Source organism: Phyllobacterium sp. YR531 (assembly GCF_000282595.1).
GTDB lineage: Bacteria > Pseudomonadota > Alphaproteobacteria > Rhizobiales > Rhizobiaceae > Phyllobacterium.
The window spans coordinates 404,399-428,005 of sequence record NZ_AKIZ01000016.1 but is presented as its reverse complement, the minus strand read 5'-3'; the positions used below and the strand labels follow the sequence as shown (position 1 = coordinate 428,005).

The 23,607-nt window shown below is 52.1% G+C and carries 29 protein-coding genes and 1 tRNA gene; 23 read left to right on the top strand and 7 right to left on the bottom strand.

Going from position 1 to position 23,607, the window contains the following annotated elements; translation table 11 throughout:
• Window positions 1-47 precede the first annotated feature (47 nt).
• From PMI41_RS25425 to PMI41_RS09250, 7 genes are read left to right on the top strand one after another with little or no spacing between them, the layout of a single operon-like run.
• The gene (locus PMI41_RS25425) at window positions 48-443 is read left to right on the top strand and encodes a hypothetical protein (protein WP_008124068.1); all 396 of its coding nucleotides are present in this window, start codon (window positions 48-50) and stop codon (window positions 441-443) included.
• Window positions 436-735, top strand: coding sequence for a hypothetical protein (locus PMI41_RS25420; RefSeq protein WP_008124066.1), 300 nt, complete (start codon window positions 436-438; stop codon window positions 733-735). The genes PMI41_RS25425 and PMI41_RS25420 overlap by 8 nt, the downstream gene beginning before the upstream one ends.
• The gene (locus PMI41_RS09270; protein ID WP_008124064.1) at window positions 732-1,094 is read left to right on the top strand and encodes a DUF1064 domain-containing protein; all 363 of its coding nucleotides are present in this window, start codon (window positions 732-734) and stop codon (window positions 1,092-1,094) included. Before PMI41_RS25420 ends, PMI41_RS09270 begins: the two co-directional genes overlap by 4 nt.
• On the top strand, window positions 1,091-1,294 hold the full coding sequence (locus PMI41_RS09265; protein ID WP_008124062.1) for a hypothetical protein: 204 nt from the start codon (window positions 1,091-1,093) through the stop codon (window positions 1,292-1,294). Before PMI41_RS09270 ends, PMI41_RS09265 begins: the two co-directional genes overlap by 4 nt.
• Window positions 1,291-2,721, top strand: coding sequence for a DnaB-like helicase C-terminal domain-containing protein (locus tag PMI41_RS09260; protein ID WP_008124059.1), 1,431 nt, complete (start codon window positions 1,291-1,293; stop codon window positions 2,719-2,721). Before PMI41_RS09265 ends, PMI41_RS09260 begins: the two co-directional genes overlap by 4 nt.
• A gap of 1 nt (window position 2,722) precedes the next feature.
• Complete coding sequence (locus tag PMI41_RS09255) at window positions 2,723-3,634, top strand: DUF1376 domain-containing protein (protein WP_008124058.1); 912 nt, start codon at window positions 2,723-2,725, stop codon at window positions 3,632-3,634.
• A 27-nt stretch (window positions 3,635-3,661) separates the two neighbouring features.
• Entirely contained in the window at window positions 3,662-4,258 is a 597-nt protein-coding gene (locus tag PMI41_RS09250; protein ID WP_008124055.1) for a transcription termination/antitermination NusG family protein, read from the top strand.
• Between the two features lie 120 nt (window positions 4,259-4,378).
• On the opposite strand, the gene PMI41_RS09245 is transcribed toward PMI41_RS09250, so the two are convergent.
• Complete coding sequence (locus tag PMI41_RS09245; RefSeq protein ID WP_040854191.1) at window positions 4,379-6,733, bottom strand: DGQHR domain-containing protein; 2,355 nt, start codon at window positions 6,731-6,733, stop codon at window positions 4,379-4,381.
• Window positions 6,734-6,768: 35 nt separating this feature from the next.
• Entirely contained in the window at window positions 6,769-7,560 is a 792-nt protein-coding gene (locus PMI41_RS09240) for a Dam family site-specific DNA-(adenine-N6)-methyltransferase (protein ID WP_008124049.1), read from the bottom strand.
• 241 nt (window positions 7,561-7,801) lie between these two features.
• Between PMI41_RS09240 and PMI41_RS09235 the strand changes: the two genes are divergently transcribed.
• Window positions 7,802-8,293, top strand: coding sequence for a hypothetical protein (locus PMI41_RS09235; protein ID WP_008124047.1), 492 nt, complete (start codon window positions 7,802-7,804; stop codon window positions 8,291-8,293).
• Between the two features lie 147 nt (window positions 8,294-8,440).
• On the opposite strand, the gene PMI41_RS09230 is transcribed toward PMI41_RS09235, so the two are convergent.
• Both PMI41_RS09230 and PMI41_RS09225 read right to left on the bottom strand, forming a co-directional pair.
• Entirely contained in the window at window positions 8,441-8,893 is a 453-nt protein-coding gene (locus PMI41_RS09230) for a DUF6678 family protein (RefSeq protein ID WP_008124045.1), read from the bottom strand.
• A gap of 104 nt (window positions 8,894-8,997) precedes the next feature.
• On the bottom strand, window positions 8,998-9,297 hold the full coding sequence (locus PMI41_RS09225; RefSeq protein WP_008124043.1) for a DUF982 domain-containing protein: 300 nt from the start codon (window positions 9,295-9,297) through the stop codon (window positions 8,998-9,000).
• Between the two features lie 1,098 nt (window positions 9,298-10,395).
• Here PMI41_RS09225 and PMI41_RS25000 point away from each other — a divergent pair.
• Window positions 10,396-10,472: transfer RNA gene (locus tag PMI41_RS25000), tRNA-Met, on the top strand.
• Window positions 10,473-10,924: 452 nt separating this feature from the next.
• Here the strand turns inward: PMI41_RS25000 and PMI41_RS09220 are convergent.
• Both PMI41_RS09220 and PMI41_RS09215 read right to left on the bottom strand, forming a co-directional pair.
• Window positions 10,925-11,212 (bottom strand): hypothetical protein, encoded by a 288-nt coding sequence (locus PMI41_RS09220; RefSeq protein WP_008124035.1) that lies wholly within the window; start codon window positions 11,210-11,212, stop codon window positions 10,925-10,927.
• 92 nt (window positions 11,213-11,304) lie between these two features.
• Window positions 11,305-11,643, bottom strand: a complete 339-nt coding sequence (locus PMI41_RS09215) for a hypothetical protein (protein ID WP_244423919.1) — start codon at window positions 11,641-11,643, stop codon at window positions 11,305-11,307.
• A 473-nt stretch (window positions 11,644-12,116) separates the two neighbouring features.
• Here PMI41_RS09215 and PMI41_RS09205 point away from each other — a divergent pair, with 473 nt between their 5' ends.
• From PMI41_RS09205 to PMI41_RS09165, 8 genes are all read left to right on the top strand, one after another.
• Window positions 12,117-12,539: a terminase small subunit gene (locus tag PMI41_RS09205; RefSeq protein WP_008124029.1), complete on the top strand. Its 423-nt coding sequence runs from the start codon at window positions 12,117-12,119 to the stop codon at window positions 12,537-12,539.
• The gene (locus tag PMI41_RS09200; protein ID WP_008124027.1) at window positions 12,536-13,939 is read left to right on the top strand and encodes a PBSX family phage terminase large subunit; all 1,404 of its coding nucleotides are present in this window, start codon (window positions 12,536-12,538) and stop codon (window positions 13,937-13,939) included. Before PMI41_RS09205 ends, PMI41_RS09200 begins: the two co-directional genes overlap by 4 nt.
• Window positions 13,940-13,947: 8 nt before the next feature.
• A complete protein-coding gene (locus tag PMI41_RS09195; RefSeq protein ID WP_008124025.1) occupies window positions 13,948-15,783 on the top strand; it encodes a phage portal protein in 1,836 nt (611 codons plus the stop codon).
• A 253-nt stretch (window positions 15,784-16,036) separates the two neighbouring features.
• Window positions 16,037-17,197, top strand: coding sequence for a DUF2213 domain-containing protein (locus PMI41_RS09185; RefSeq protein ID WP_008124019.1), 1,161 nt, complete (start codon window positions 16,037-16,039; stop codon window positions 17,195-17,197).
• On the top strand, window positions 17,197-17,661 hold the full coding sequence (locus PMI41_RS09180; RefSeq protein WP_008124017.1) for a DUF2190 family protein: 465 nt from the start codon (window positions 17,197-17,199) through the stop codon (window positions 17,659-17,661). Before PMI41_RS09185 ends, PMI41_RS09180 begins: the two co-directional genes overlap by 1 nt.
• An 11-nt stretch (window positions 17,662-17,672) precedes the next feature.
• Window positions 17,673-18,611 (top strand): DUF2184 domain-containing protein, encoded by a 939-nt coding sequence (locus tag PMI41_RS09175; RefSeq protein ID WP_008124015.1) that lies wholly within the window; start codon window positions 17,673-17,675, stop codon window positions 18,609-18,611.
• Between the two features lie 11 nt (window positions 18,612-18,622).
• Entirely contained in the window at window positions 18,623-18,991 is a 369-nt protein-coding gene (locus PMI41_RS24995) for a hypothetical protein (RefSeq protein ID WP_008124013.1), read from the top strand.
• 52 nt (window positions 18,992-19,043) lie between these two features.
• Window positions 19,044-19,538 carry a DnaT-like ssDNA-binding protein gene (locus tag PMI41_RS09165; RefSeq protein WP_008124012.1) on the top strand — a complete coding sequence of 165 codons (495 nt, stop codon included), beginning with the start codon at window positions 19,044-19,046 and terminating at the stop codon, window positions 19,536-19,538.
• Window positions 19,539-19,541: 3 nt separating this feature from the next.
• Here PMI41_RS09165 and PMI41_RS09160 read toward each other — a convergent pair whose 3' ends face one another.
• The gene (locus PMI41_RS09160) at window positions 19,542-19,970 is read right to left on the bottom strand and encodes a hypothetical protein (RefSeq protein ID WP_008124010.1); all 429 of its coding nucleotides are present in this window, start codon (window positions 19,968-19,970) and stop codon (window positions 19,542-19,544) included.
• A gap of 43 nt (window positions 19,971-20,013) precedes the next feature.
• Between PMI41_RS09160 and PMI41_RS09155 the strand changes: the two genes are divergently transcribed.
• The 6 genes from PMI41_RS09155 (at window position 20,014) to PMI41_RS09125 (ending at window position 23,555) form a co-directional block, all read left to right on the top strand.
• A complete protein-coding gene (locus PMI41_RS09155) occupies window positions 20,014-20,376 on the top strand; it encodes a hypothetical protein (RefSeq protein WP_008124008.1) in 363 nt (120 codons plus the stop codon).
• Window positions 20,377-20,642: 266 nt separating this feature from the next.
• Window positions 20,643-21,683, top strand: coding sequence for a phage minor head protein (locus PMI41_RS09145; RefSeq protein WP_008124004.1), 1,041 nt, complete (start codon window positions 20,643-20,645; stop codon window positions 21,681-21,683).
• Complete coding sequence (locus PMI41_RS09140) at window positions 21,683-22,168, top strand: hypothetical protein (RefSeq protein ID WP_008124003.1); 486 nt, start codon at window positions 21,683-21,685, stop codon at window positions 22,166-22,168. The genes PMI41_RS09145 and PMI41_RS09140 overlap by 1 nt, the downstream gene beginning before the upstream one ends.
• Window positions 22,168-22,587, top strand: a complete 420-nt coding sequence (locus tag PMI41_RS09135) for a DUF4128 domain-containing protein (RefSeq protein WP_008124002.1) — start codon at window positions 22,168-22,170, stop codon at window positions 22,585-22,587. Before PMI41_RS09140 ends, PMI41_RS09135 begins: the two co-directional genes overlap by 1 nt.
• 54 nt (window positions 22,588-22,641) lie before the next feature.
• On the top strand, window positions 22,642-23,133 hold the full coding sequence (locus PMI41_RS09130) for a hypothetical protein (RefSeq protein WP_008124001.1): 492 nt from the start codon (window positions 22,642-22,644) through the stop codon (window positions 23,131-23,133).
• 11 nt (window positions 23,134-23,144) lie between these two features.
• Window positions 23,145-23,555: a hypothetical protein gene (locus PMI41_RS09125; RefSeq protein WP_008124000.1), complete on the top strand. Its 411-nt coding sequence runs from the start codon at window positions 23,145-23,147 to the stop codon at window positions 23,553-23,555.
• The last annotated feature ends 52 nt before the right edge of the window (window positions 23,556-23,607 follow it).

Below are 23,607 nucleotides of genomic sequence, written 5' to 3'. Positions count from 1 at the left end.
TGCATAGCTTGGATTGCTGCTCCTTGGATATTCGGGGAGAGGTTCTGATGGGCAAGGCAGCATCAGCACGCGGGCTTTTCCGCGCCACTGGCAAGAAGTCTAAGCCGGTTGTTCAGCGAAATCTTGATGGAAGTTATGAGCGCGTTGAGAACCTCGAGCGTGAGGAGGATGACTTCTACCCAACACCACCAGAACCTACCCGCGCGTTCCTTCATGCAGAGATAGACCGGTTACGCGAGTTTGACCTGATCTGGGAACCGGCATGTGGTGATGGCGCGATGATCCGCGAGATGCAAGCACTAGGACTCTATACGGTAGCTTCCGACATGATCGACCGAGGCTGCGGCGCGGCTATCCAATCCTTCTACGATTTCGGTGTGTCTCAATCTCCAGCGATCATCACCAACCCGCCGTTCTCTGAATGTGGATGGGGCAATGGGTAAGGCTCGCTGGCTCAAGCATGCGCTCGATACTCTCGACGTAGAATACATGGCGCTGCTCATGAATTGGGGTTGGCCGGGTGCGGGTGGCTTGAAACACTTTTACGCCAAGCATCCACCCGCACGGGTCTATCTCATGCGCTGGAAGATCGACTTTACAGGGCAGGGCGCACCACCAATGCTCAATGCATGGTTCGTTTGGGACAAGAAGCACCAAGGCGAAACAGTCCTTCGTATGCTCGACCGGAATGCTGATGCGCGTCAATCCAATTTATTCGCGGAGGCAGCCGAATGAGGATGTCTGCCGCCGATTTCCGCAAGCGCCTTACCAAGACACCGAGCAAGTTTGGAAACGAACGCTTTGAGCTTGATGGGATTGTGTTCGCCAGCAAGGCAGAAGCGAAGCGCTATGCCGAACTTAAGCTATTACAGGCGGCTGGTGAAATCGTCGACCTTGAACTGCAGCCCAAGTTCAAGATGACGGTCAATGGCGTCGAGGTTTGCACCTATGTCGGCGACTTCCGTTATTGGCACGTTCATTCCAAAACCTGCGTCACTGAAGACGTAAAGGGCTTTGCCACAAAAGACTTCAAACTGAAGGCGAAACTGTTTCGGGCTGTGTTCGGTCACGACATCGTATTGGTGAAATCATGAGCAATGTAATTCATCTCAATTCCCGCTTCGAATCCTCTTGGGATCATTATATCGAGTGCCAGGAACGCGCCAAGCAGACTGGCAGCCTTGAGGACGGTATAGAGGCCGGTCGCGCATGGCGTCTTTGGCTCAACCTTTTTATGTCTGAAGACCAGAAAGAGGTTCTTGATAAGTGCGTTGTGATCGGAGGCAAGCGATGAATATGCAAGCTCCCGTGCAAGGTTTCATTATTGAGATCGAACAAGAGGTCCTTGGAACACTGCTTGGTGGCGGTGACTTCCGCCGTATTGCCGGCGTGCTGGAAGACCATCACTTCGTTGAAGACCTGCACCGTATTCTCTTCGGTGTCATCCGCTCCGCCCACGACCGATACAATTCCACGGCGATGCCAGTTGTCGCAAAGCTGATTTCCGAAGAATTTGCCGAAGCTGTAAGGCGAAAACTCGACAAGCCAGTCAATGCCTATCTCGCCAGCATGGTTGCGAGCACACTCAACGGTCCAGACGGTCTGGAAAAGAACGCCCGCAAGATCATTGAGCAATGGGCTCGTGTATCACTCTCAAATGAAGCGGCACGCCTTCATGCTGCTGCCAATGATCCTGCAACTAATCCTGTCGAACTCGTTACGAATGCCGGTCTGGTGTTTGACGATATTCTTTCTGATGTTCGTCGCGGACCAAAACGCAAGACACAAGTCACCGTTGGTGATGCATCCACCAACGCATTTGCCGCAACCCGCGAAGCAATAGAGCGCGGCTCCGGCCTTACAGGCGTTACTTGGGGTCTGACAGACGTTAATCGCCTTACAGGCGGCATACAGCGCCGTGACCTGACGCTGATCGGTGCGCGCCCATCCATGGGCAAAACTACAGTAGGCCTTTCTGTATCGCTCAAGGCGGCAAAGGCTGGGGCTGGTGTTGGCTTTATCTCTCTCGAAATGGATGCTGACAAACTTGCTGCCCGTGCCATCACAGACATTGCCTACGATAGGAACGTTAAGGTTCCTTATCAAGATCTGATTACAGGCAGAATTAAGTCCGGCGACCTACAGGCGCTTGAAGCCGCAACCAAGGATATGGAGCAACTACCGCTCTGGATCGAAGATCAGTCTGGCCTGTCGATTACTGACATCCGCATCAAGACCGAATCCCTGATGATTAAAGCTGAGAAGATGGGCCAGAAGCTTGATGTTCTCGTTATCGATCATCTTGGCCTGATCAAAGCTTCCAACCGATACGCCGGCAACCGGACAAACGAGATTGCTGAAATGACCGGCGCGCTTAAAACCATGGCGCGTGAATACGGAATCGCTGTTGTAGCTCTATCCCAACTTAACCGCGGACTTGAGCAGCAAGCCGACAAGCGTCCGCAACTCTCCAGCCTTCGCGACAGTGGAGCAATCGAGCAGGACGCAGATACAATCATCTTCCTCTACCGCGAGGCCTATTATCTCGACCGCGAGAAGGCTTCCAGCCCTGAGAAGGAAATGGAGCGCATTGAGAAGCTGGCGGATTGCCAGAACAAGCTTGAATTCCACATTGCCAAGCAGCGGAACGGGCCGGTTACGAACGTTGATCTGTTCGTCGATATCGCCTGCTCCACTGTCAGAAACGGGTCGAGGTATTGAGATGAGCCGTAAACATATTCCGTATTTCAGCTTCTATCCTGCCGACTTCATGAATGGTGTTCGTGGCCTTTCAGCCCAAGATGTCGGCGTCTACACCATGCTGCTTTGCCAGATTTATGAAGAGAATGGACCTGTTGCACTGAACCATTTCAGGCTTGCTACATACTGCGGAATGAGGGTTCCTGCATTCACCAGATCGGTCGAAAAGCTGATCGCCTTGGGCAAGCTAGAACTCGAAAATGGCTACCTCAAAAACAAGCGCGCAGAAGCTGAAATTCAAAAGCGTGCGGACGGTTTGAAAATCAATTCCAAAGCAGGTTTGGCAAGTGCCGAAAAAAGGCAACAAAAACAATCACCCGTTTCAACGGACGTTCAACGGCCGTTCAACCAAGCAGAAGCAGATACAGACACAGACACAGACACAGACACAGATAAAGATAATACGCCTAGCGGCGTAGTATCTTCAGCGCCGCCTGAAAAATTGGACGATATCCAAGCAAAGCTGATCGAAGCAATCGGAGAGGGGAACATCCAGCCTCATGGTGCCCTGAACCTCAGCGCCATTCTTGGCCTGATCTCTGCCGGAGTTGATCTCGAAACCGATATCCTTCCAACCATCAGGGCGAAAGCACAGCGGCTCTCGCGTCCTGTCGGATCGTGGTCGTATTTCACTGACGCGATCAGGGACGCTCACAATCGCCGTGTACAGGCCGGTCAAGGGATCATCAAGCCTTCGACACCAGAAGCCGACGACAAGCGCTGGACTGGCCGCCTGAAGCTCGCACGGGAGCGGAAATACTGGTCAACGCCTGAGTGGGGTCCAATGCCAGGATTGGATGGCTGCATCGTTCCCAAAAGCCTTCTATCGCCCGATGATGGCAAGGACTGGCACGAATTCAAAGCAGCAGCATAGCAGCGCTCTAAACGGACAGGACAGGACATGAAAGCGGGAATAGACAAAGACAAGCACTGGTATGTCGTCCGGACTATCGTGAAAGGCGAGGGAAAGGCTTTCGAACACATCCGCAAGGCTGGATACGACGTGTATTTTCCGCGGCGCCGTGTCGAGGTGCAGCATCGTCGAACAAAGGCGTATTTCGTCAAAGAGCAGCCGCTAATGCCGCGGTATCTGTTTGTTGGGCAGCCGAAGGTCAATCCTGACTTCTACCGGCTACGCAATTGCGATGGCGTTGAAGGTATCCTAGGTGTAAACGGCCAACCAACCCGAGTCTCAGAGAAAAGCGTAGAAAATATCTATCTGTCAGAAATCGAGATGGACTTCGATGATACCCGTGCTGCCCGCATTCACCGCAAGGAGGAGACTGTTTCCGTCAAGCAGAACACGAGACGTCAATTCCCAGTAGGTATGTCGGTATTTGTTACCGGAGAGGGGAGCCCGTTTGCCAGTTTTGGGGGCGTCGTTGACGAAGTCACTCAGTCTGGCAAGGTCAGAACACTGCTTGAACTGTTTGGGCGAATGACTTCAGTGGAGTTCGATCCCCAACAACTGACCATCGCATCACGATCCGCGGCTTGACGTCGTAAGACCAAATATATCTCATTGAATATTAAAACTGATTGCGACGTTTCCGTACGTAAGCCGTTATTTTTTCTTACGCGACCGAGGAGGCTCGTTCCCAAGTTTACGACGAGACCGCTAAGGGAATTTCAAACCCAGTCGGTTTTGAATCTTCGTCAAAAGCTCGACATCGCTCTTGTTCAAGCCCTTGTCCTTTGTCCCCTCATGCGCCCAGTTGTTCCGTAGGCTGTTGAAAAGCGAAATCCATTTGATTTTGTCGGCCTTGCTGTTGAAGCCGTGCCCGACATCGATCGAAAAATGCTGCTCGAACGACTCGGTGCCTGCGTCGTCGTCTGGCTTCTTTGACCAGTATTTCTCAATAATAGTTTTGTAGTCTTTGATGAAAAACTGATCCGTCCATGGTATTTCAGTACGGCCGAGCCCATCTTTATAGTTTTTTTCCATCTGTTCCTTGGCGCGCGACTCGCATTCACGTTGGATCGTGCCGATCTCGATATCCCAATTTTCGCCAAAAAGTGCTTTCAATTGTGCAATAATGAAATTCTTCATGTGTCGCTCGATCTGGGTACCGATCGCCCGTCCTCGGGTCTGGAGCGCCTTGTCTTGCCGCTCTCGCCAATCCTGCAGCTCAGGCGGGTTATAGTCAGCGAATTTGTTGTTGATGTAGCTCTGAAAAAACCGGAGCCAAGTTGTTTCTGCACCGCTGCCGAGTTTCCCGGTCAAGACTTTGGCATCCTCGGGCGTCATCGTTTTCAACGCATCGAAAAGCACGAGCAGGTATTTCCCAATTGCGGTTATCCTCTGCTCTGTGGTCGACCTTATAGAAATCGAGCCCCGTCCGGCTTCGACTGCATGAAGATCGCCGACAAGCGATATGAACGCAAAGCTACCCCTGTTCGACAAGATATAAGTGCCCAGTGCTTCCTTGCCTTGTCCAAGGTGTTCCTCTGCAAGCTCATAGCTGGCGGTGATAAGGCCAACCGCTCTGCTGCGCGCCTTCATCATTTCGTCACCGTGTTCGAGGTTGGCGGCGTCGTATAAAGATGGCACAGTGGTTCCCTCAACAAAGCTGTTGCCCCTGGCTTCGGGCAACAGCTTGCACTTGATTAGTGCATCCGCGAACGGTTTAGCTTGCAGTATAGCTCTGTCTTCACCGAGTGAAATTTTGTTGTAAAGCGGACCGGAAGGATCACCCCCCAACGCCCGAACCACCGAGGACCTTAGCGCTTTGAGCCGAGAATCCAGACGGCTGGCATTCCAGTATAGATCTTCCTCCAGAGTAATTCGTAGCGTCGGGCTAACGGCCTTCTGATTCTCGTTGATCTGCATAAACAGTTCGAGCTGATCGCTCGGGTCGAGGTTCTTGAATGCGACGACGGGTATCGTGTTGTTCGACTTGTATTTCGAGTTTGCGTAGCCGTAGATCCGGTGTTGGCCGTCGATGATATAAGCGATCGCGAACGCATTTGGAATCTTCAACACCCCAGTTCGTGAGGCTGTGTCCTTCGAACGTGGCTGACCGTTGAATTCGAGTTTCGTATCGCGTTCGTTAAAATTCAAGATGGCCGAATTTGGAAAGAATCCGCCGCCGTCAATGAATTTGGTGATCCCCTTTAGCCGCGACGGGACGAGGAGACGCTGGTAGGTAGGCATCTCGGACTCGTTTGCCCGAGTTCGGTGCAGGACAAATCCGATTTTAAGCAGCAGCTTAGGTTCCAGCGAAAACATGTAATATGTTTTGCCGCCCATCGCGCCTTCGATGGCGGGAACCTCAATCTTTTCCTTATTGATGCTCTGTCCCTTCATTATCAGCCCCATGAACTGATAGTGAGCAGCACCCCGGTAAGCCTTTAAGAGGCTATCGATGTATTCGAATGTATTATCATTGTAGTAAAACCCGCCCGACTCCACGAGTCTTATGATATCTGCAGAATCCCGACTTAGCCTCAGGTTCCTGGTTGCGAAAATATACTTTAGGCGTTTGCCAGAACCAAAAGTTTGATCGATTGCCTTTCTGTAACCATCTAGGCGGAGACGCAAGGCCTCGAATTCGGTCTTGTACGATAGCGGCTTGGCCGGATTTTCGCTGGATTTGCATTCGACGAGCAAGACACTGTCTTCATCCATTGCAACGACGTCTATCTGCTTCTTGTCAGACGGATTGGGCCCGAAGGGCAGAGAAAAGTTTTCGTCCACATTTAGGATGCGGTAGCCTAGGCGGTAAAGCTGACACCAGATGTCGTCTTCAAATTTAACATTGTGGCTTTTCGGCTTACGAAGACGTGTCTTGGTTTTCAGCGGTTCGCCATATTCCTCCCAACCTTCTTCGAGTAATCCCTCAACTAGGCTGTGTTCGACGCTGCGGGAATGGAACTTCGATGACTTCGCGATAAAGATTTTGCCAAGCTGCGACTTGTCGCTGCTCATTTTGTTACGAAGCCCGGCGGCTTCAGCTGGATCAATAATCGACAATGTACCCCCCCCAACAGTAGACGGCATGAGCTTTCTTAGAAAATAAACAGTGCCTCGGTGGTGGAACGCCTCGAACCCACCGATCCCGATATCACTGAAGGGCGAGAAACTACTGTCGGCGCGCCAAGCTCGACATAAAGCTTGTGAATACTTCCGTGATCAGCGTTCGTCAGAACCACGCGAGCGCCGCGCTGTATGGCGTCACGAGTCGCTTCCATCAGCCTCTGTTGATCACCCCAAGTGAAGATCTTCTGATTATATTTGACAAAGCCATTAAAATTATGGGCGGTTGTATAGGGGGGGTCAAGGAAGACGAGATCGCCTTCCATTGCCTCCGCTACGATAGCTTCAAAGTCGCCAGTCCGGAGGTCGGCACGAGACAGTATCTTGCTCGCCAATTCGAAATTGTCGTCGGGGAGAGAGACTTGGGTTTTCGTCCCCAGAGGTACGTTGAATTGTCCCTTGAGATTTTCCCGGTAGAGTCCGTTGAAGCAGGTCCGGTTCAGATAAAGAAATTGCGCCGCGCGGAGATGGGAGCTTGAATGCTCTCGGCTTCGCTCTTCGTAGTAGAATTCTTTCGAGTGTTTCTCTTGGAATTCGGCGAGGCTCGCCTGCACTAGGCGCCATTCGTCACGAATGGACTTGTAGGTAGCGATCAGCCGCTCATTCGCGTCGGACAAGATCGCGTCAGGCGGCTCGAGATGGAAGAATAAAGCTCCGCCGCCCAGAAACGGTTCTATATATCGTCCAGAGTATTCGGGAAGGCCAAAACTTGGGTCATTAAGGAGCCATCTTTTGCCGCCGGCCCATTTGATAAATGGCTTCAAATCTATGCTCTCCTCCGCGATCTAGGCGACCGCCCTACACTATTGCGGGCAAATTCCGCTTGTGCAACCTGCCGGTCTGATAAATTGAAACAATTCGCAGCAATGCTGTCCTCTGCGAATTAAATCTTCATGCCGGTAGAATTGTTATGTTGGTGGTGTGGCACCGATTGAGGTAAATTGGCACGAGCGTAAAGACGGTCATTGATCCAATTTATCGCCTGATAGTCAGCCGGGGGGGTATATGTTCAAACATTTGCATGGAAGTAACGAACTGCCTCGAGAGGCTGCGGAGTTTTTCATAGTTTTCTCTCGATATGAGTTTGCATTAAAGAGGGCGGGTTTTGTGAACGGAACGGTCGGAAAAGCCGCCTCTCCAAACTGGGATGGCTACGGAAAGAAGCTAGGCACTACTTTTTTTGGAATAGTGACTGCTAGTGAGCAGGCAAAGATATTTTTTGAAAAGCCACCGAAACGCTTAGACCTGCAAGAAGATAGAACGTTGAAGTTTCTCGAAGTTGAAGCGGTTACGAATAATAAAAAGCTCTTTGATGCGGTTAAACGAGTTCGCAACAATTTATTCCATGGCGAGAAGATCAGTATGGGAGAGCGAGATAAAAAACTGATCGCGGCGTCACTGCACGTCCTTGAGTTGGCAATGGACAATCCGGGAATTTCGGAGGAATGCAAGAGAGTCGTACAAACCTTTCAATATTCACCGTCGTCTGGCCAATAGAGTTCAGATGGGGAAAATAAACCTTTCATTAGGTTTAAAATCAGCCTATATTGAGATAGGATGATTTGATGTTCAGTGCGGACCTTTTGACAGGGAACACTCGCCGGTCAAACCCAGCCCGAGCAATAGCTTGAGGCAGATGGAGGTTTATGGAGCTTCCGCAGGTGGTTGATCGTATTGCCAATTCCCATCAGAAGCGTAGCCGTAAATCATAAAGTACCCGTTTTTGCTTACAAACGGAATTTGATAGCGCTTAAGAATTGCGAGTAATTCTACTTCGCAGGAAACAACTTCAGGCGAGATTAGTTGTCCCCTGTGTTTCAAGTAGCGTGGGCGAATTTTCAGCCATTCGATTGAATACAGCGGATAGAGAGTTTCTACAGACCAATCCCCTAAAAAAGATACATCCTCAAGAAACGCATCACTTGGCTCTGGACCAGCCACATCCTTGCGATCGTAGGGCGGACTAAATGGCAGTTCATTCTCGATAGCCGCCTGTAACTCCATCCATTTTGTATCGTTCATATAGGATGTCAGCCCACGCCGTTGGATTTCGTACTGAACTTCTTCGCGAAACTTCTGATCTGACGTCTTTTCCATTTGGCAACTTTAAAGAGCAATAGAAGGCATGGGAAGAGCTTCACGGCTTCCCGCTAGGGAGGTTTATGGCAAAAGGGCCGCCCCGAAAGAACGGCCCCGCACACTCAAGCAGTCATCAGGCCACCGCCAGATTTTGAATTTATGATCCACGGCATAACCGATGCAGGGTCTTCAAGTATCTTTGCCTTGCGGGCGAAACCTTCAAACGCTGAATGAGCAACGCTCAGCGGCTTATGACCATCGAAAACTTCACAGCATGTGCGCCATGCAGTTTCATAAATAAGATCGCGATGGGCCTCCGGCCAGTTGTCCAGGAATTCAATCGCATCATCAAGACTTGCGATTTCGCGCACAATTCGTGACCCATCTTTTACAAAGATTGGGCTTTCGAAATAAAAGCTCATCAGTTCCTCCAGAAATGGTGGACAGAAAAATAGCTCGGGTGTGATTAGGTTCTTCTTGAAGATCTTACGCGCTGGCGCATACAACCGCCTTTTGCCTTACGTAGTATCTCGGAGATTGTTTCAGGCGGTGAGTAGTCTCGAACCATCTGAGCCTTGATTTTTGTAAGAAGCTCCGGCGGAGCTACGCGATTAACAGAGGTTTTTTGAGTCAGTCCTTCCATGTTTTGCCACTCCCTGAAGAATAACAACCTGCGCCCGCGTTCAAGTTCGCGGGGTAGCATTTTGGGTTGATTGGATGCCAATTATTATAGTTTTGCACAAAACGGGTTTCAAGAGTTTTGCCGAAATATTCAGTGCCATGCTGGCACTCGTCAGTTGTCATTGTTGTTGGAATAAAGTCGCTCTTTTGCTCGCCGCTGCATTTCTTTCTCAAACGGCGTTAATCGTCTCTGCGAAAGTAACCCCGCCGCGAACACCACACTTATCAAAAACGGCCCTCCGATTAGTATCAACAGCCAAAAGTGCTCGCTCATTCTGTTTCCGTAGGTTATCGCATTCTACCGCGGATAATATAAAACGCACAAATACAAACAAATGCCAAGATGACTGCGACCGGATACATCAACCAATAGCTGGTCAACATGTTTGCTGGAATGGTAACGTCACTCATGGCGATTACTTTCGGTTATAGAGTCAGCGTCCCTGATCATTGAACGCGCCATCAGACTGCATGTTCCAACACTGCTTTAAGCACTGTTGGGCCGGAGAATGATCAGATGGAAGGATAAATAACTTGTCTATTCTGGCATAGCATCGACCACAACTTCGACCAAGCACGAGTACGGGCTTAAATATCGGAAGTATCGCGATACAACTACCCAGAGCTTTTCAGTTTCGGTGTCGAAATTATAGAAACTGACGAAGTCACCCGGAAGCGGTACTTCGCTGCTTTGATTGCTGGATCGTTCTTGTAGTAACTGTGAGTTTAGCTCTGTTTCGGAAGGCAATGTCTTGAACTGGACCATCGTATTCATGGTCATTCCCCTTATGGTTGTCCTCCCAAAGTGATCAACGAATTAATAGGGAAAAAGTTCAACTTGCGGAGTGGGGAAGTGGTCATCCTGTCTGGCTCATACCCGGAAGATTCTCGGTCGAAATGCGATCTGCCGCAACCAATTCATTCATCGATCGTTCATTTCGTGGAATTACATTCCAAAGAGCGGGGGCTTTTTAGTATGAGGATTCTGCAATGTCACTTAAATCAGCGTTTTACGCGCTAATTCTAGCACTAGGGTTCTTCGCTTTCGCTGCTCCGGCCGGGGCCGCCCCATTTTCTTACAATCCCGGCAGTCCCGAAATTTCTAAGCCGATTGAGAACGTCGGTTGGCGTTGTGGTCGGGGCTGGCGGATGAACAAATACGGAAATTGTGTTCCAAATCGCCGCGCTGCGGTTTGTGGCCGGGGCTGGAGGTTAAACCGCTATGGCGAATGCGTCAGGATGAGACCTGTCGCTCGGGTTTGTGCCCGTGGTTACCATCTCACACCGCGTGGATTTTGCGTTCGGAACTGGTAGATAATCTATTACCGCACGTTGGTGCGCCTGCGGCAGCCTCATCAGGGCTGCCGTTCACTTTTTCGATGTGCCTTGTTCTTTTAGAGCTTGAACAAACTCCGTTAAAGAATGGATTGGGTCAGTTGCAGGAACAAGGCGGTCAAGGGCTTCCGCCACATTTAAACATTCGTCCGGTAACAGAGACCGTAAACTTGAGGTGACCTTGTTGAAGTCTGGCGTTCCTCGGCTGGCAATTGAGCGCAGGATCATAAAGGTTTCGGCAGCACCATCTTCTCGCTCAACAAATAATGCTAGTGAACCACCGTCCGCTGCCGCAGCGCTGTCATTCACTGATTTGAACATCGTACCTACTCCCACGATCCTTATCGCCCATCTTCCATACCAGTATGAGGCCATCTCGATAACAAACGATCTAGCCAACGCAGTGGTTAGGACTAGTATGAAGCTGGTCGGATAAGAGATTGAGCGTTAGCCCTGGCTCTTTCAGCAAAATCGTTTTCCAGTTCCGACTGCGGCTCAAGCCCGGTTATATAGGTTTCGATAGTTTGAAGTATACGATGCCGCAGATCAGGGTCAGTAGCGCTGGCATGTTCAATCAATGCCCTTATCGCGATATCAATCGCTAGTTTTCGTGCGCCTTCAGCAACTTCTACTGTATCTGTCTTTTCGTCGTTCACTGCTATCATTCTCCAAGGTGTCTCATGCCAGTACTGAAAAACGCACGGCACGAGAAGTTTGCCCAAAGCTTGGCAAAGGGCAATCACAATGTTCATGTCTCGCTTGCTACCACCTGAAACAATCACTGCTGTTGATGCGACAATTACCTTTGCACCCGCTCCCGAACTGGTTGAGTGGACAACGTCATTTTCCTTGGATTACCGCCAGAACTTTTGCATTGGGGACGCCTGTGCTTAACAGGTCACGCGTATCATTCGATGTTAGTCTCCCATTCTTTGCGCCATCGATGAGTCGCTTACAGTAGAGTGGGATTGGATTCTTCAAGTTGGTTTTCATATAAGCGGCGAGCATTCTATTCTGCTCTGGAGTGCGCCCAGCACTCTTGCTTAAGCATTCATTCAACTTGGATTTATAAAACCCGGAATTAGTGCGGTAGAGCTCCCTAACTCCTTCGTCGTTGGCATTAGTATTGCAGCCAGCCAATGTTATGAGCGCGAGCGCAAAATAGTTCAGTCGGATAGTGCTCATAATCAGTTCCCCTAAGTCATATCAATAGGACGAAGAGAACGTGAGTCTAACAGCAAAGCAAGAGGCGTTTGCCCGAGCATATGTCGAGACGGGCAATGCGTCCGAGGCATACAGAACGGCTTATGTCGTTAAGCTAAAGACAAAGCCAGAAACCATATGGCAGGAATCCTCACGACTGCTCGCCAACCCCAAGGTTTCCGCAAGGGTAAAAGAACTGCAGGACGAGGCAAAACTGCTCACAATGGTGACAGTGGAAAGCCTGACAAATGAACTCGAAGAAGCCCGTCGCTTGGCTATGGCCGATGAGAAGGGCGCAAGCGCCGCTGTTGCTGCCGTAATGGGCAAGGCAAAGCTGCATGGCCTCCTGATTGAGAAGAACGAACACACCGGCAAGAATGGCGGACCTATCCAGACCGAGACACGCTCATGGCGTGATGTTCTCCGCCAAAAGGTTGCAGAGTGAATGCGCATGTTTCCCTTACAAATCCTGCGCTGTTTGATTTCTGGGAGCAGGTATTCCTAGGGCAGGCTGATATCGCCGTTTTGCACGGTGGCCGGTCAAGCTCAAAGACAAGAGACACAGCTTGCCAGTTAGTCAGACTGGTCGACCATGTTCACGTCAAGATGCGTGTCTTGTGCATCAGGCGGTTTCAGAACCGAATTCAGGAATCCGTATACACAGAACTGAAATGGGCAATCAGTCATCTTGGACTGTCCGAAGCCTTCGATGTTCAGAAGACGACCATCATCCACAAGGCGACTGGCTCGGAATTCATATTCTACGGTATCGAGCGCAACCTTGATGAGATCAAGGGAACGTCTGACATCGACATCCTCTGGGTGGAAGAGGCAGAAAAGCTTACTAAAGATCAATGGGAAGTTATAGCGCCGACAATCCGCAAGGAAGACAGTCTCGCAATCCTGCTGTTCAATCCGAAGTTGGTCACCGATTACGTTTGGAAGAACTTCGTAGTCAACGTGCCGCCACACTGTGTCGTCAGGCGCATCAATTACACCGAAAACCCATTCCTGTCACAAAAGGCATTGCGCGACATCGCGGTAATGAGGGAGCAAGATCCTGAGACGTTCGAACACATCTATGGTGGCGTTCCTCTTGGTGATAGTGAGCTCTCTATATTCAAACGCCGTTGGCTCAATGCCTGTGTTGATGCTCACCTCGTGCTGGACATCAATCTTACCGGCCGGAACGTCATAGGCTTCGATCCTGCCGATGATGGCGAGGATAATTGCGCAACTGCCGACAAGATTGCAGGCGTCTTTACAGACGCGAATGATTGGGCGTCGGGCAAAGATGAGCTGGTTCAGAACGCCAAGCTAGTCTGGGCAAAGGCAAAAAACAGCGGGGCTCTTGTTTCCTACGATACGATTGGCGTGGGTGCCTTCATTGGCGGTTACATCGATGAGCAGAACAAGGCTAACGGGGCAAAGGTAAGGCACTACGCCTTCCATGCTGGCAATGCGGTGATGGATCCTGACAAGCCAAGTGATCGGCTGAACAGCAACAGCCCGCTCAACAAAGACGAGTATTTAAACCTGAAAGCGCAGGCTTGGGCCAATACGGCTCGCCGCGCCATGCTCACATTCAATGCTGTTACGCGTGGCCAGTCGATTAGGCCCGAGGATGTCCTGTCATTTGCTTCAGCGATGGGCGCGGAAAAGCTGGATGCGCTGTTTACCGAGCTTTGTGTGCCTTGGTGGGTCGAAAGCGATGGAAAGAAACGCGTCGTTCCAAAGCTCAAGCTCAAGAAGGACTTGGGCGTCAAATCTCACAACTTGGCTGACGCGCTGATCGCTGCGGACAATGTCAACATTACATCGACTTTCACCCTCGACAACATTTAGGAGCGGACATGGGAAATATTGTCACCTTTGCCCGCGATGGACTTGCCACGATAGGCGATAGCCTGACCAGCTTTGTTGCAAACATCAACACCAAGCGGGACAAGGCAGCTTCTACATTCTATGCCCAGCCTTTGCTTTCAGATGAGGAAATACTGAACGCCTATCGAGGTGCTTGGCTTCCTCGCAAGATCATCGATATTCCAGCCTTTGATAGTGTGCGGGCATGGCGAGACTGGCAGGCCAAGGGCGGCCAGATCGAACTGATCGAGGCCGAAGAAAAGCGTCTTAATGTGAAGGGCAAGCTACTTCAGGCCCGCATTCGTGCGCGGCTCTGGGGTGGCGCTGCTCTTATGATCGGTACAGGTGAAGCTGACCTTGCAAAGCCGCTCAAAGTCGAGAAGGTAGGCAAAGGCGGTCTGAAGTACCTGACAGTGCTCACCCGTCGGCAACTGACGGCCGGAGAGATCGAGCGCGATCCAGCGTCAGAGTGGTATGGAAAGCCACAAGCATTCCGTTTGACGTCAACGCTTCGCGGCCAGGTCGATATCCATCCCTCACGCCTTGTCATGTTCAGTGGCAATGAGCAGCCGGACGATGATCTATCGATTGGCGCGTATCAGGGCTGGGGCGACAGTGTTCTTGTATCGGTAATGGATGCGATCAAACAAGCCGACGGTACCGCAGCGAATATCGCCAGCTTGGTATTCGAGGCAAAGGTCAATGTAATCCGGATTCCGGAATTCATGCAGAGCCTTGGTGATCCCGTCTACCGTGAGAAGCTTCTGGAACGTTATACGCTTGCCGCCACTTCAAAGGGCATCAACGGCGATCTACTGCTCGATAAAGACGAAGAATTTGAACAAAAGACGGCCAGCTTCGCGCAGTTACCTGAAGTTCTGATGTCATTCCTTCAGATCGTGTCCGGTGCATCGGATATTCCTGCTACGAGGCTTCTGGGGCAGTCACCTGCGGGCATGAACGCGACCGGCGAAAGCGATCTGCGCAACTACTACGACCGCCTTCAGGCCATGCAGGAAGTCGAGATGACCCCTGCGATGTCCGTCATGGACGAATGCCTGATACGAAGCGCTACCGGCGCACGCGATAAGGATGTGCATTTCACATGGGCTCCGCTCTGGGGCATGTCCGAAAAGGAAAAGGCCGACGTATTCAAGACGAAAGCCGATGCTGGACGCGCTCTTGCTGGTACGAACACCTCGCCAGCCTTGCTGCCGATCGATGCTCTTTCTGATGCACTCGTGAACACTTTCATCGAAGACGGCTCTCTGCCCGGTCTCGAAGCCGCGATGGAAGAATACGGCAGGCTTTCAGAGCAGGAAGACAAGGACGAGGACATCGAGGCTTCAACAACACCTGAGAAGGTGGAAGAGAAGCCACAGACCGCCAACGATGCTGCACCACGCACGCTTTATGTTCGTCGTGATGTCCTGAATGCCAAGCAGATTATCGCATGGGCAAAGAAGCAGGGTTTCAAGACCACGCTCCCTGCCGACGACTTGCACGTTACCATCACTTTCAGCCGCCAGCCGGTTGACTGGATGGAAATGGGCTCAACTTGGGAAGACGAAGTCAAGATTCCACGCGGTGGCGCTCGGTTGATGGAGAAGTTCGGCGAGGCTCGCGTGCTTTTGTTCAACTCGAACATGCTGCGTTGGCGTCATGAAGAGATGGTCGAGAAGGGCGCTACCTGGGATCATCCCGAGTATAACCCACACATCACCATTTCATATGATCCTGACGCGCCGGATTTAACGAATGTCGAGCCATATCAAGGTGAGATCGTGCTCGGACCGGAGATGTTCGAAGAAGTCAATGAAGACTAGCTGGCTCTGCCTAGTTTCACTTCGACGTCTTCGTCCATCAAGTTGACATCGGGATAGTTCATTCGAAACGTATCCATTGCCGAACTAAACTGGTCGGAAAACGAATAACCGACTTGCAGTAAGAGCTCGTGAGAAAAAAACACTGTTCCCGATTTTAAAACCTGCACCTGATAGATCATCGCTTACTCCTCCCTGTTGAGGAGTTTGCTTCGCACATCTTGACCCTTCGTGTCGAGGGTTGCCGGAGGAAGTCATGCAATTCACAGACGCTGTAACCGTCGCGGGAACGCGCCGGCGTGATGACGGCTACCTTGTTGCCGACGCTCGTATCGCCCGTACCGGTATTCAGAACTATCTGGGCTGGGAAGTCGGCAAGCCAGACATGGCCGAGGTTCGGGTCTATCGGCCGGGTTCCGAGGTGTTTAGCGACGCCACGCTCAAAAGCGCAGCACATCGACCTGTTACCAATGACCATCCTGACGAACAGGTGACATCCAAGAACTGGAAGGACGTAGCTGTCGGCCAGACAGGCGATGAAGTCTCAGGCGAAGGCATATTCATTCGCGTTCCTCTCATGGTCAGCGATGAGAAAACCATCCTCGCCATCGAAGGCGGCAAGCAGGAGTTGAGCGCGGGTTACACCTGCGATCTCGACTGGACTGCCGGCAAGACGCCAACCGGTGATGAGTATGACGCCATCCAGAAGAATATTCGGCTCAACCACGTTGCCATCGTGCAGCAGGGAAGGGCCGGAAAACAGGTTCGCATCGGTGATGCGAGCGTATGGGGCGCTGCCCCGATCACCAATGATCAAACACCAGAGAAGGAAAAGATCATGACCTTGAAGACGGTTACCGTCGATGGCATCCCGGTTGAAGTAACCGATCAGGGTGCCACGGTGATCGGCACGCTGCAGACGCGGCTTGCTGACGCCAATACCAAGCTTGCGGATGCAGAGAAGGTTCATCAAACGGCTCTTGACGTGAAAGATGCCGCCCTCGCTGCCAAGGATACCGAAATCGCGAAGAAAGACGCTGAAATCGATGCGACGAAAGCCAAGGTGCTTTCCGATGCCGATCTCGACAAGCGCGTCCAGGCACGCGCCGATCTGATCACTGTGGCGAAAACAATCGCCAAGGATGTGAAGACGGAAGGCCTGACAGATGCCGCTATCCGCAAGGCTGCCGTTGTCGCCAAGCTTGGCGATGAAGCAGTGAAGGACAAGGCTGAGGCCTATATCGATGCTCGCTTCGACATCCTTGCAGAAGACGCAAAGAAGGTCGCCGACCCATTCCGCACCGTTGTGCAGAACGGCATCCAGAACAACGATAGCGCGCAGAATTCCAATGACGCCTACACGGCAATGCTCGCTCGCGATGCAGCCGCATGGCAGGGCAAGAAGGAGTCCGCATAATGGCTTTCCCACCCGTATCCTATTCGCGTGATACTCCGGCGGGTTATCCCGGCATGATCGCGACCACGGAACCGCATCACATCATTTCGATGATCGTCAATGCGACTTCCGGCAACATTCCTTTCGGTAGCGGCGTTCTGTTCGATACCGTCGAGGATACCGTGAAGCTGCCAACAGCAATAGGCAAGTTTGCCGGTGTTGCTGTTGTTGATCGTACGCTGCCCTTTGCCAATGGCGAGGTTTACAAGCCTTACGATCAAATCAGCGTCATGAAGAATGGCTCCATCTGCGTTACTGCGCTTGTCGCCGTTGCTCAGGGTGATCCTGTCTACATGACCCCTACCGGCGGTTTCACCAACGTTGCGAACTCTGCCGCAAACCAACTCATCGAAAATGCCGAATGGGCAAGCGTCACGTCTGGTACCAACCAGCTTGCACGTCTCCGCCTTGGCGTCACCAAGTAAGGAGAACGAGCATGTTCACCAATGACGCGCCCGCACTGGCGCTGAACTTCCTGCGCACGGCCCAGAATTACATTGAGCCGGGCATCTACGCCCGAGAGTATCCGGACTTCCAGTACCGGGAACTCGTGCCCGTCGATAACTCGGCACCTGACTGGACAACGGCCATCGACTTCTTCTCGATGGGCGATGACGTTGGTCAGGCCCGAGAAGTTGCAGCGGATGGCGATGACATTCCGTTTGTCGATTTCAAACTCGACAGCGGCAACAGCCGTGTTTTCATGGCTGGTATCGGTTATCGATACAATCTTCAGGAGCTGGCGCATGCACAGGCTTATGGCGTGCGCTTGGAAAGTGATCGTGCCGATGCTGCCCGTCGAAAGTACGAGCTGTTTGTAGACAATGTCGCCTTCCTCGGCCGGCCTAAACTCGGAATGACAGGTTTGCTGAACGCGACTAACGTCACAGCACTGACTGCCGCAAACGGGGTTTCTGGAACTGCAACGTGGCCAACGAAAACCGCCGACGAAATCCTGAAGGACGTCAACGACGTTCTGAGCGTCATCTTCACTGCCTCCAACGGTATCGAACAGGCAAATACGCTCCTTCTGGATCAGGATCGGTTCGCTCTAATTGCCACCAAGCGTCTGGATGCAACTATGACGACTACCGTGCTGGAGCATATCCAGCGCGCTAATATCTATACGCAGCGCACGGGACTTCCTCTCACAATCCGAGCCGTGTTTGGACTTGAAAATGCGGGTGCTGGGGGCACGCACCGACTGGCGGCTTATCGACGTTCGCCGGATGTCGTGAAAATCCACATTCCCATGCCCCTACGCTGGCTTCAGGCTGAGCAGCGTCTCTTGAAGTTCGAGGTTCCCGGCATTTTCCGATTGGGCAGTGTCGAAATACGCCGCCCGGGTGCCGTGCGCTACCTTGACGGGATTTGAGGAGAAACCAGATGTCCAAGATCACGATCACGAATATCCGTCCCGGAGGCTTTGGCATTCCGGGCGGTCCGGTCATTGCTGGCAACAATGGCAGCCTCGAAGCCGAGCAGAAGGATTGGGACGGTGTCAAAGACCATCCAGTCGTCAAAGCTTGGCTTGATGCCGGTCATCTGAAGGTTTCAGGTGCAAAGGCAGAGAAGCAGGAAGCCGGTAACGGCGGCGGCGGCGATGAGTCAAAGACAGCAGAGCAGGTTCTGGCGCTTCAGGGCGGTCAGTTCATGACCTTCAAGTCTGAAGCAACGAAGCTGCTCGGTGAAAAAACACCTGCAACCAAAGCCGAGATCATTCTCGCCTTGGAAGAGCTCGCGACCCAGCCATAACGATCTGCCCGGCCGGAAACTGCCGGGCACCCCATTCGACCGGAGAATGACCATGGCCGCTTACGGTACAAAAGAAGGTTTCCAGCAATATGCTGAGGACCATGGCTATGTCATTCCCGATGGAACGACCGATCCGCAGATCGTAGCCGCCATGTTGCGCGGCTCTCTGGTAATTGATCGGTATGAACCCAAGTTTTCAGGAACACGTGCGGGTGGATACAACCAAGAGCGTGCGTGGCCGCGCACTGGCGCTGTGACCTACTACGGCCAAGAAATCCCTGCTGATGCTGTTCCCCAGCCAATCATCAACGCTTCTTACGAAGCTTCCTTCCTTGAACTGATCACCCCCGGCAGTCTATCGCCGGTTGTGACGGGCAACTCGATTGCCAAGAAAGAAAAGGTTGGCGAGCTTGAGGTTGAGTATGCCGTGTCGAGCAGCACTTCATCTGCTGACGTTGTGGCCGCTGCCACTCCCGTTGTAACCATCATTGATGGCTTGCTCTGGCAGTTCTTCCGCCAGATCACGCCTTGGGCTCTGGTGGTGTAAATTTTACATGACGTGAACCATGTCGAGATAGAGGACTGTCGCATGACCTTCCGTCTCAACAGAGAATGTCGCTGTCAGATCACTCCAGTAACCATCGAGCGGCAGATCGAACCAAACAGAAATAAGTCCCTCATCACGATCAACTTCATGACGGGGCCAAGGGTTGTTGACGGGTTCATCACCGGGTCTGTATTCGGCGGTGTCAAGCGGACTTAGCCTATGAGGGTATTCTCCCGATTGGTTATATCCATCATAACCTTCGATGGTTTTTCGCAATTTCTCGGCGGTCCATCCTGGAGCACGCACCATAGAGCGCGCGCCTTCGTAGTCTTCGGCAGCAAGCGCTGCACACCATGTCCTGACTGCGTTCAAGATTTGCTGGTCGGATGCTTCTAACGGAAGTCGTATCAATTTTGTGTCGTTGTCGCCCATGCCATCCGCCTAAAGTTGTGTTTCTACGAGGTAACACCCGAATATGAGTAAGTTCAACTACGACCGCGCACAGGCAACTGCGCTCCGTTTACTGGACAAGTTCGGGCAGGCTGGTTCTATTGTGCGCGACATGCCCGGCAACGGTCCGATCTATGATCCGGGTGAGCCGGTGCCAACGCCATACCCATGCGTTGCAGCCGTACTGGCAATTGAACTGAAAGATGTTGACGGCACACTCGTCAAATCGACCGATAAGACCGCCTACGTCGCTTCAAAGGGTTTGGCGATCGAGCCAACCACGATTGACCGGCTCATGTTCAACGGCAAGAGCTACACCATCGTCAAGGTTGCGCCACTCCAACCGGCGGCAACCATTGTTTACCACAAACTATTCGTCCGGAGCTAAAGGCTCGATGCGGCTTCACTGAGCAAGGATTTAGCGATTTCCAATACTCGGGCACGCTCATCAGCCTCGGTCTCGTCTGGTATCGGCGGGTCTAAAAATATAACTTTTGCGATGGGAAGCTTAAGTACGTTCAATGTGACAGTGCAAAATCGGCCGGTTGGCTGTTCGCTGAAGTTTACAGTGGTCTCGGTAAAAGTAGTCATTTTGTCCCTCTGCTTTTGATTGAGTAGCTAACCAAAAGCTTTGTACAAGTCGAGAGAACATTCATGCTCAAGCGCCTTTCAGCCCGCGAGAAGTTCGAGCAGCTTATTGCCGATTTCGAACCGCTCCTACGTAATGCCTTCATGGAGAGCGTTGCCGACATCAAGAGCAATATCCAGATCAAGCGGATTGTCGAACGGCTGGAGCGGAACGATATCCCAGGCGCAATTGAAGCGCTGTATCTCGATCCCGCGGCATTCCGGCCATTGGATCGCGCCATTGCTCAGGCTTTTGAGGGCGGTGGCGTTGCTGCTGTTTCGGACATGCCGACGCTCAGGGAGCCGAACGGTGCAAAGTTTATTACCCGCTTCGATATGCGCAACTATCGCGCCGAGGCGGTCTTGCGGGAGCGCGGCAGCAATCTTATCGGCGGCATTGTTGAAGATATCAAAGTTGCCGCCCGTACCACCATGGAAACAGGCCTTGTTGAGGGGCGCGGACCTCGGTCAATCGCACTTGATCTTGCAGGGCGCATAAACCGCGTAACCGGCTCGCGTGAGGGTGGTATCATAGGCTTGACGAGTACACAGGCTGGATATGTGCAATCAGCGCGTGACGAGCTTATTTCGAACGATCCTGAACGTTTGAAGCATTACCTGACACGCAATCGGCGCGACAAACGCTTCGATGCTACGGTTCGGAAGACAATATCCACCGGCAAGGCAATTCCGGTCGAGATGATCGACCGCATGGTCACTCAGCAATATGCAAACCGGCTTCTGTTGCTTCGTGGTGAAACAATCGCCCGGACTGAAACAATGGGAGCATATGGCGCAAGCCAGATGGAAGCCTATCAGCAACTTATCGACAGCGGAGCAATATCGGAATCAGTGGTTCAACGTGTCTGGCACTCCACAAATGACGGTAGGGTTCGTGATACGCATCGAGCCATGAACGGCCAGACAGTCGGGTTTCGCACGCCGTTCCTTTCACCTCGTGGTGCATCGCTTCAGTTCCCGGGTGATCCGAATGCGCCGGCATCTGAAATCGTCAACTGCCGGTGCCGCATGAGCATCAAGATCGATTTCCTCGCGGATTTGGACTGATGTCAGTTTCGAACGCCTCGTTCTCCAGTATGGTTCAGGATTGGGTGCGTGAAACAGAACGGCGGATGATCGCGGTGTTTCGCACATCTGCCAGCATGGTCATCGAGCAGATGCAGTTGACTGATACCGAAGGCGGCTTGAACCGTAAGGATTTGGGTCATCATCTTGCCTCCCTGCAAGTAGGTATCAATACACCGCCGCAAGACGCAATTCAGAAGGCGCCGGATACGCCCGCGAGGCCATTTGCTATCGGCGCAGTCGATGCGACGATTGCAGGTGCTGAACTTGGAGATACCGTCATGGCCTCCTACGGCATGGCTTACTCGCTGCGCCTTGAATATGGGTTCGAAGGCACTGACAGCCTTGGCCGCAAATACAGCCAGAAACCTTATGCTTTCGTACGCACCGCTGCGCAAAATTGGCCCCAGATCGTTGAACAGGCAACAGAATTGGCGAAAGCCCGAGTTGCGGCGAGGAACGCATAATGGCTGCTTCAACAATCGAGGGCATGATTCCGGATGCGCTTCTTGCTCACCTATCAGCTTTAGTGTTGTCGCCAGAACTTCCGATTGCTTACCCGGATATCGCATTCACGCCGCCATCGTCGGCTTATCTCAAGGCCTATTACATCCCGAACGGCAATCAGCGCATTTGCATCACGCCAGGTTCGCCGAACCGCTATCAAGGTATCCTACAGGTCAGCGTAGTGTTTCCGTCGGGGCAGGGCGCAGTTAAACCAAACGATGTGGCTGGAAAGATTGCCGATCATTTTGCGGAAGGCACTCAGTTGCAAACCGCTGCCGGTCCCGTCCGCATCGATAAACGTCCAAGCGTTGAACGTCCCATGCAGGACACAGACAGAATACAGATACCCGTCTCCATAGATTGGGTTGCCTACCTCTAGGCGAATGCCGTTCCCATCCCTTCGGCAAGGATAAATCAAGCATAGGAGGCCACCATGGCCACTCTTTACCCTGTCGCGGGGATGAGAATCTATATTGGTCCGGCAATGGACCTCCCTGATGTCGATGTCGTTGCTGGTGACTTCACGTCGGTAGTGTGGACCGAAATCAAGAATTGGACGCAGCTTGGCGCATTTGGCGATGCTGCTGCACTCATCACTACTCAGCTAATTGACCGCAAACGTGACGTAAAGCAGAAGGGGACGCGTAATGCTGGCTCGATGCAGAATGTCTTTGCTGTTGCTGCTTCGGACGCAGGTCAGATTGCACTCATTGCGGCTGAGAAAACAGATCTGAACTACCCGTTCAAGATCGAGGGCAATGACAAGCCTGCCGTTGGTGCTGCGCCCAAGAATTCGCTTCGCTACTTCATAGGCTTGGTGACTTCCGCCCAGGAGGCTGGTGGCGCTGCAAACACAGTTCAGAGCCTTAACTCCACAGTCGAAATCAACACAAACATTGTGAAAGTCGCGGCTTCGGCCACGTAAGGAGAGCAATCATGACAACCAAAGCAGATAAAATGAATGATCTTGCTGCCTTCGACGGTCTGAAGGATGCGCAGGAAGCCGGTATTGATGTCGAGATCAAGGATCCAAAAGGCAAGCCCATTGGTATCTCAATCAAGGTTGCTGGTCCTGACAGCGAGCGCCAGCGCAAGGCTATCAAGGCCCTGACTGATCAGCGCATCAACAGCGAAGACCTCACAACGGCAACGGCTGATGACTTTGAGAATAACACAGTCAAAATCCTTGCTGCTAGCGTGATCTCTTGGACTCCAATCGTACTGGACGGTGCTGATCTTCCGTATTCGGAAGAAAACGCCATTCGCTTGTTCTCCCGATTCCCGTTCATTCGTGAGCAGATCGAGAAGAAAGCAGGCAAGCGCTCGGGTTTTATGACGCCCTCATAAGGGCACTCTGCGCAGCAATCAAAGACAATCATGCTAATCGGCGGCCTCGTAT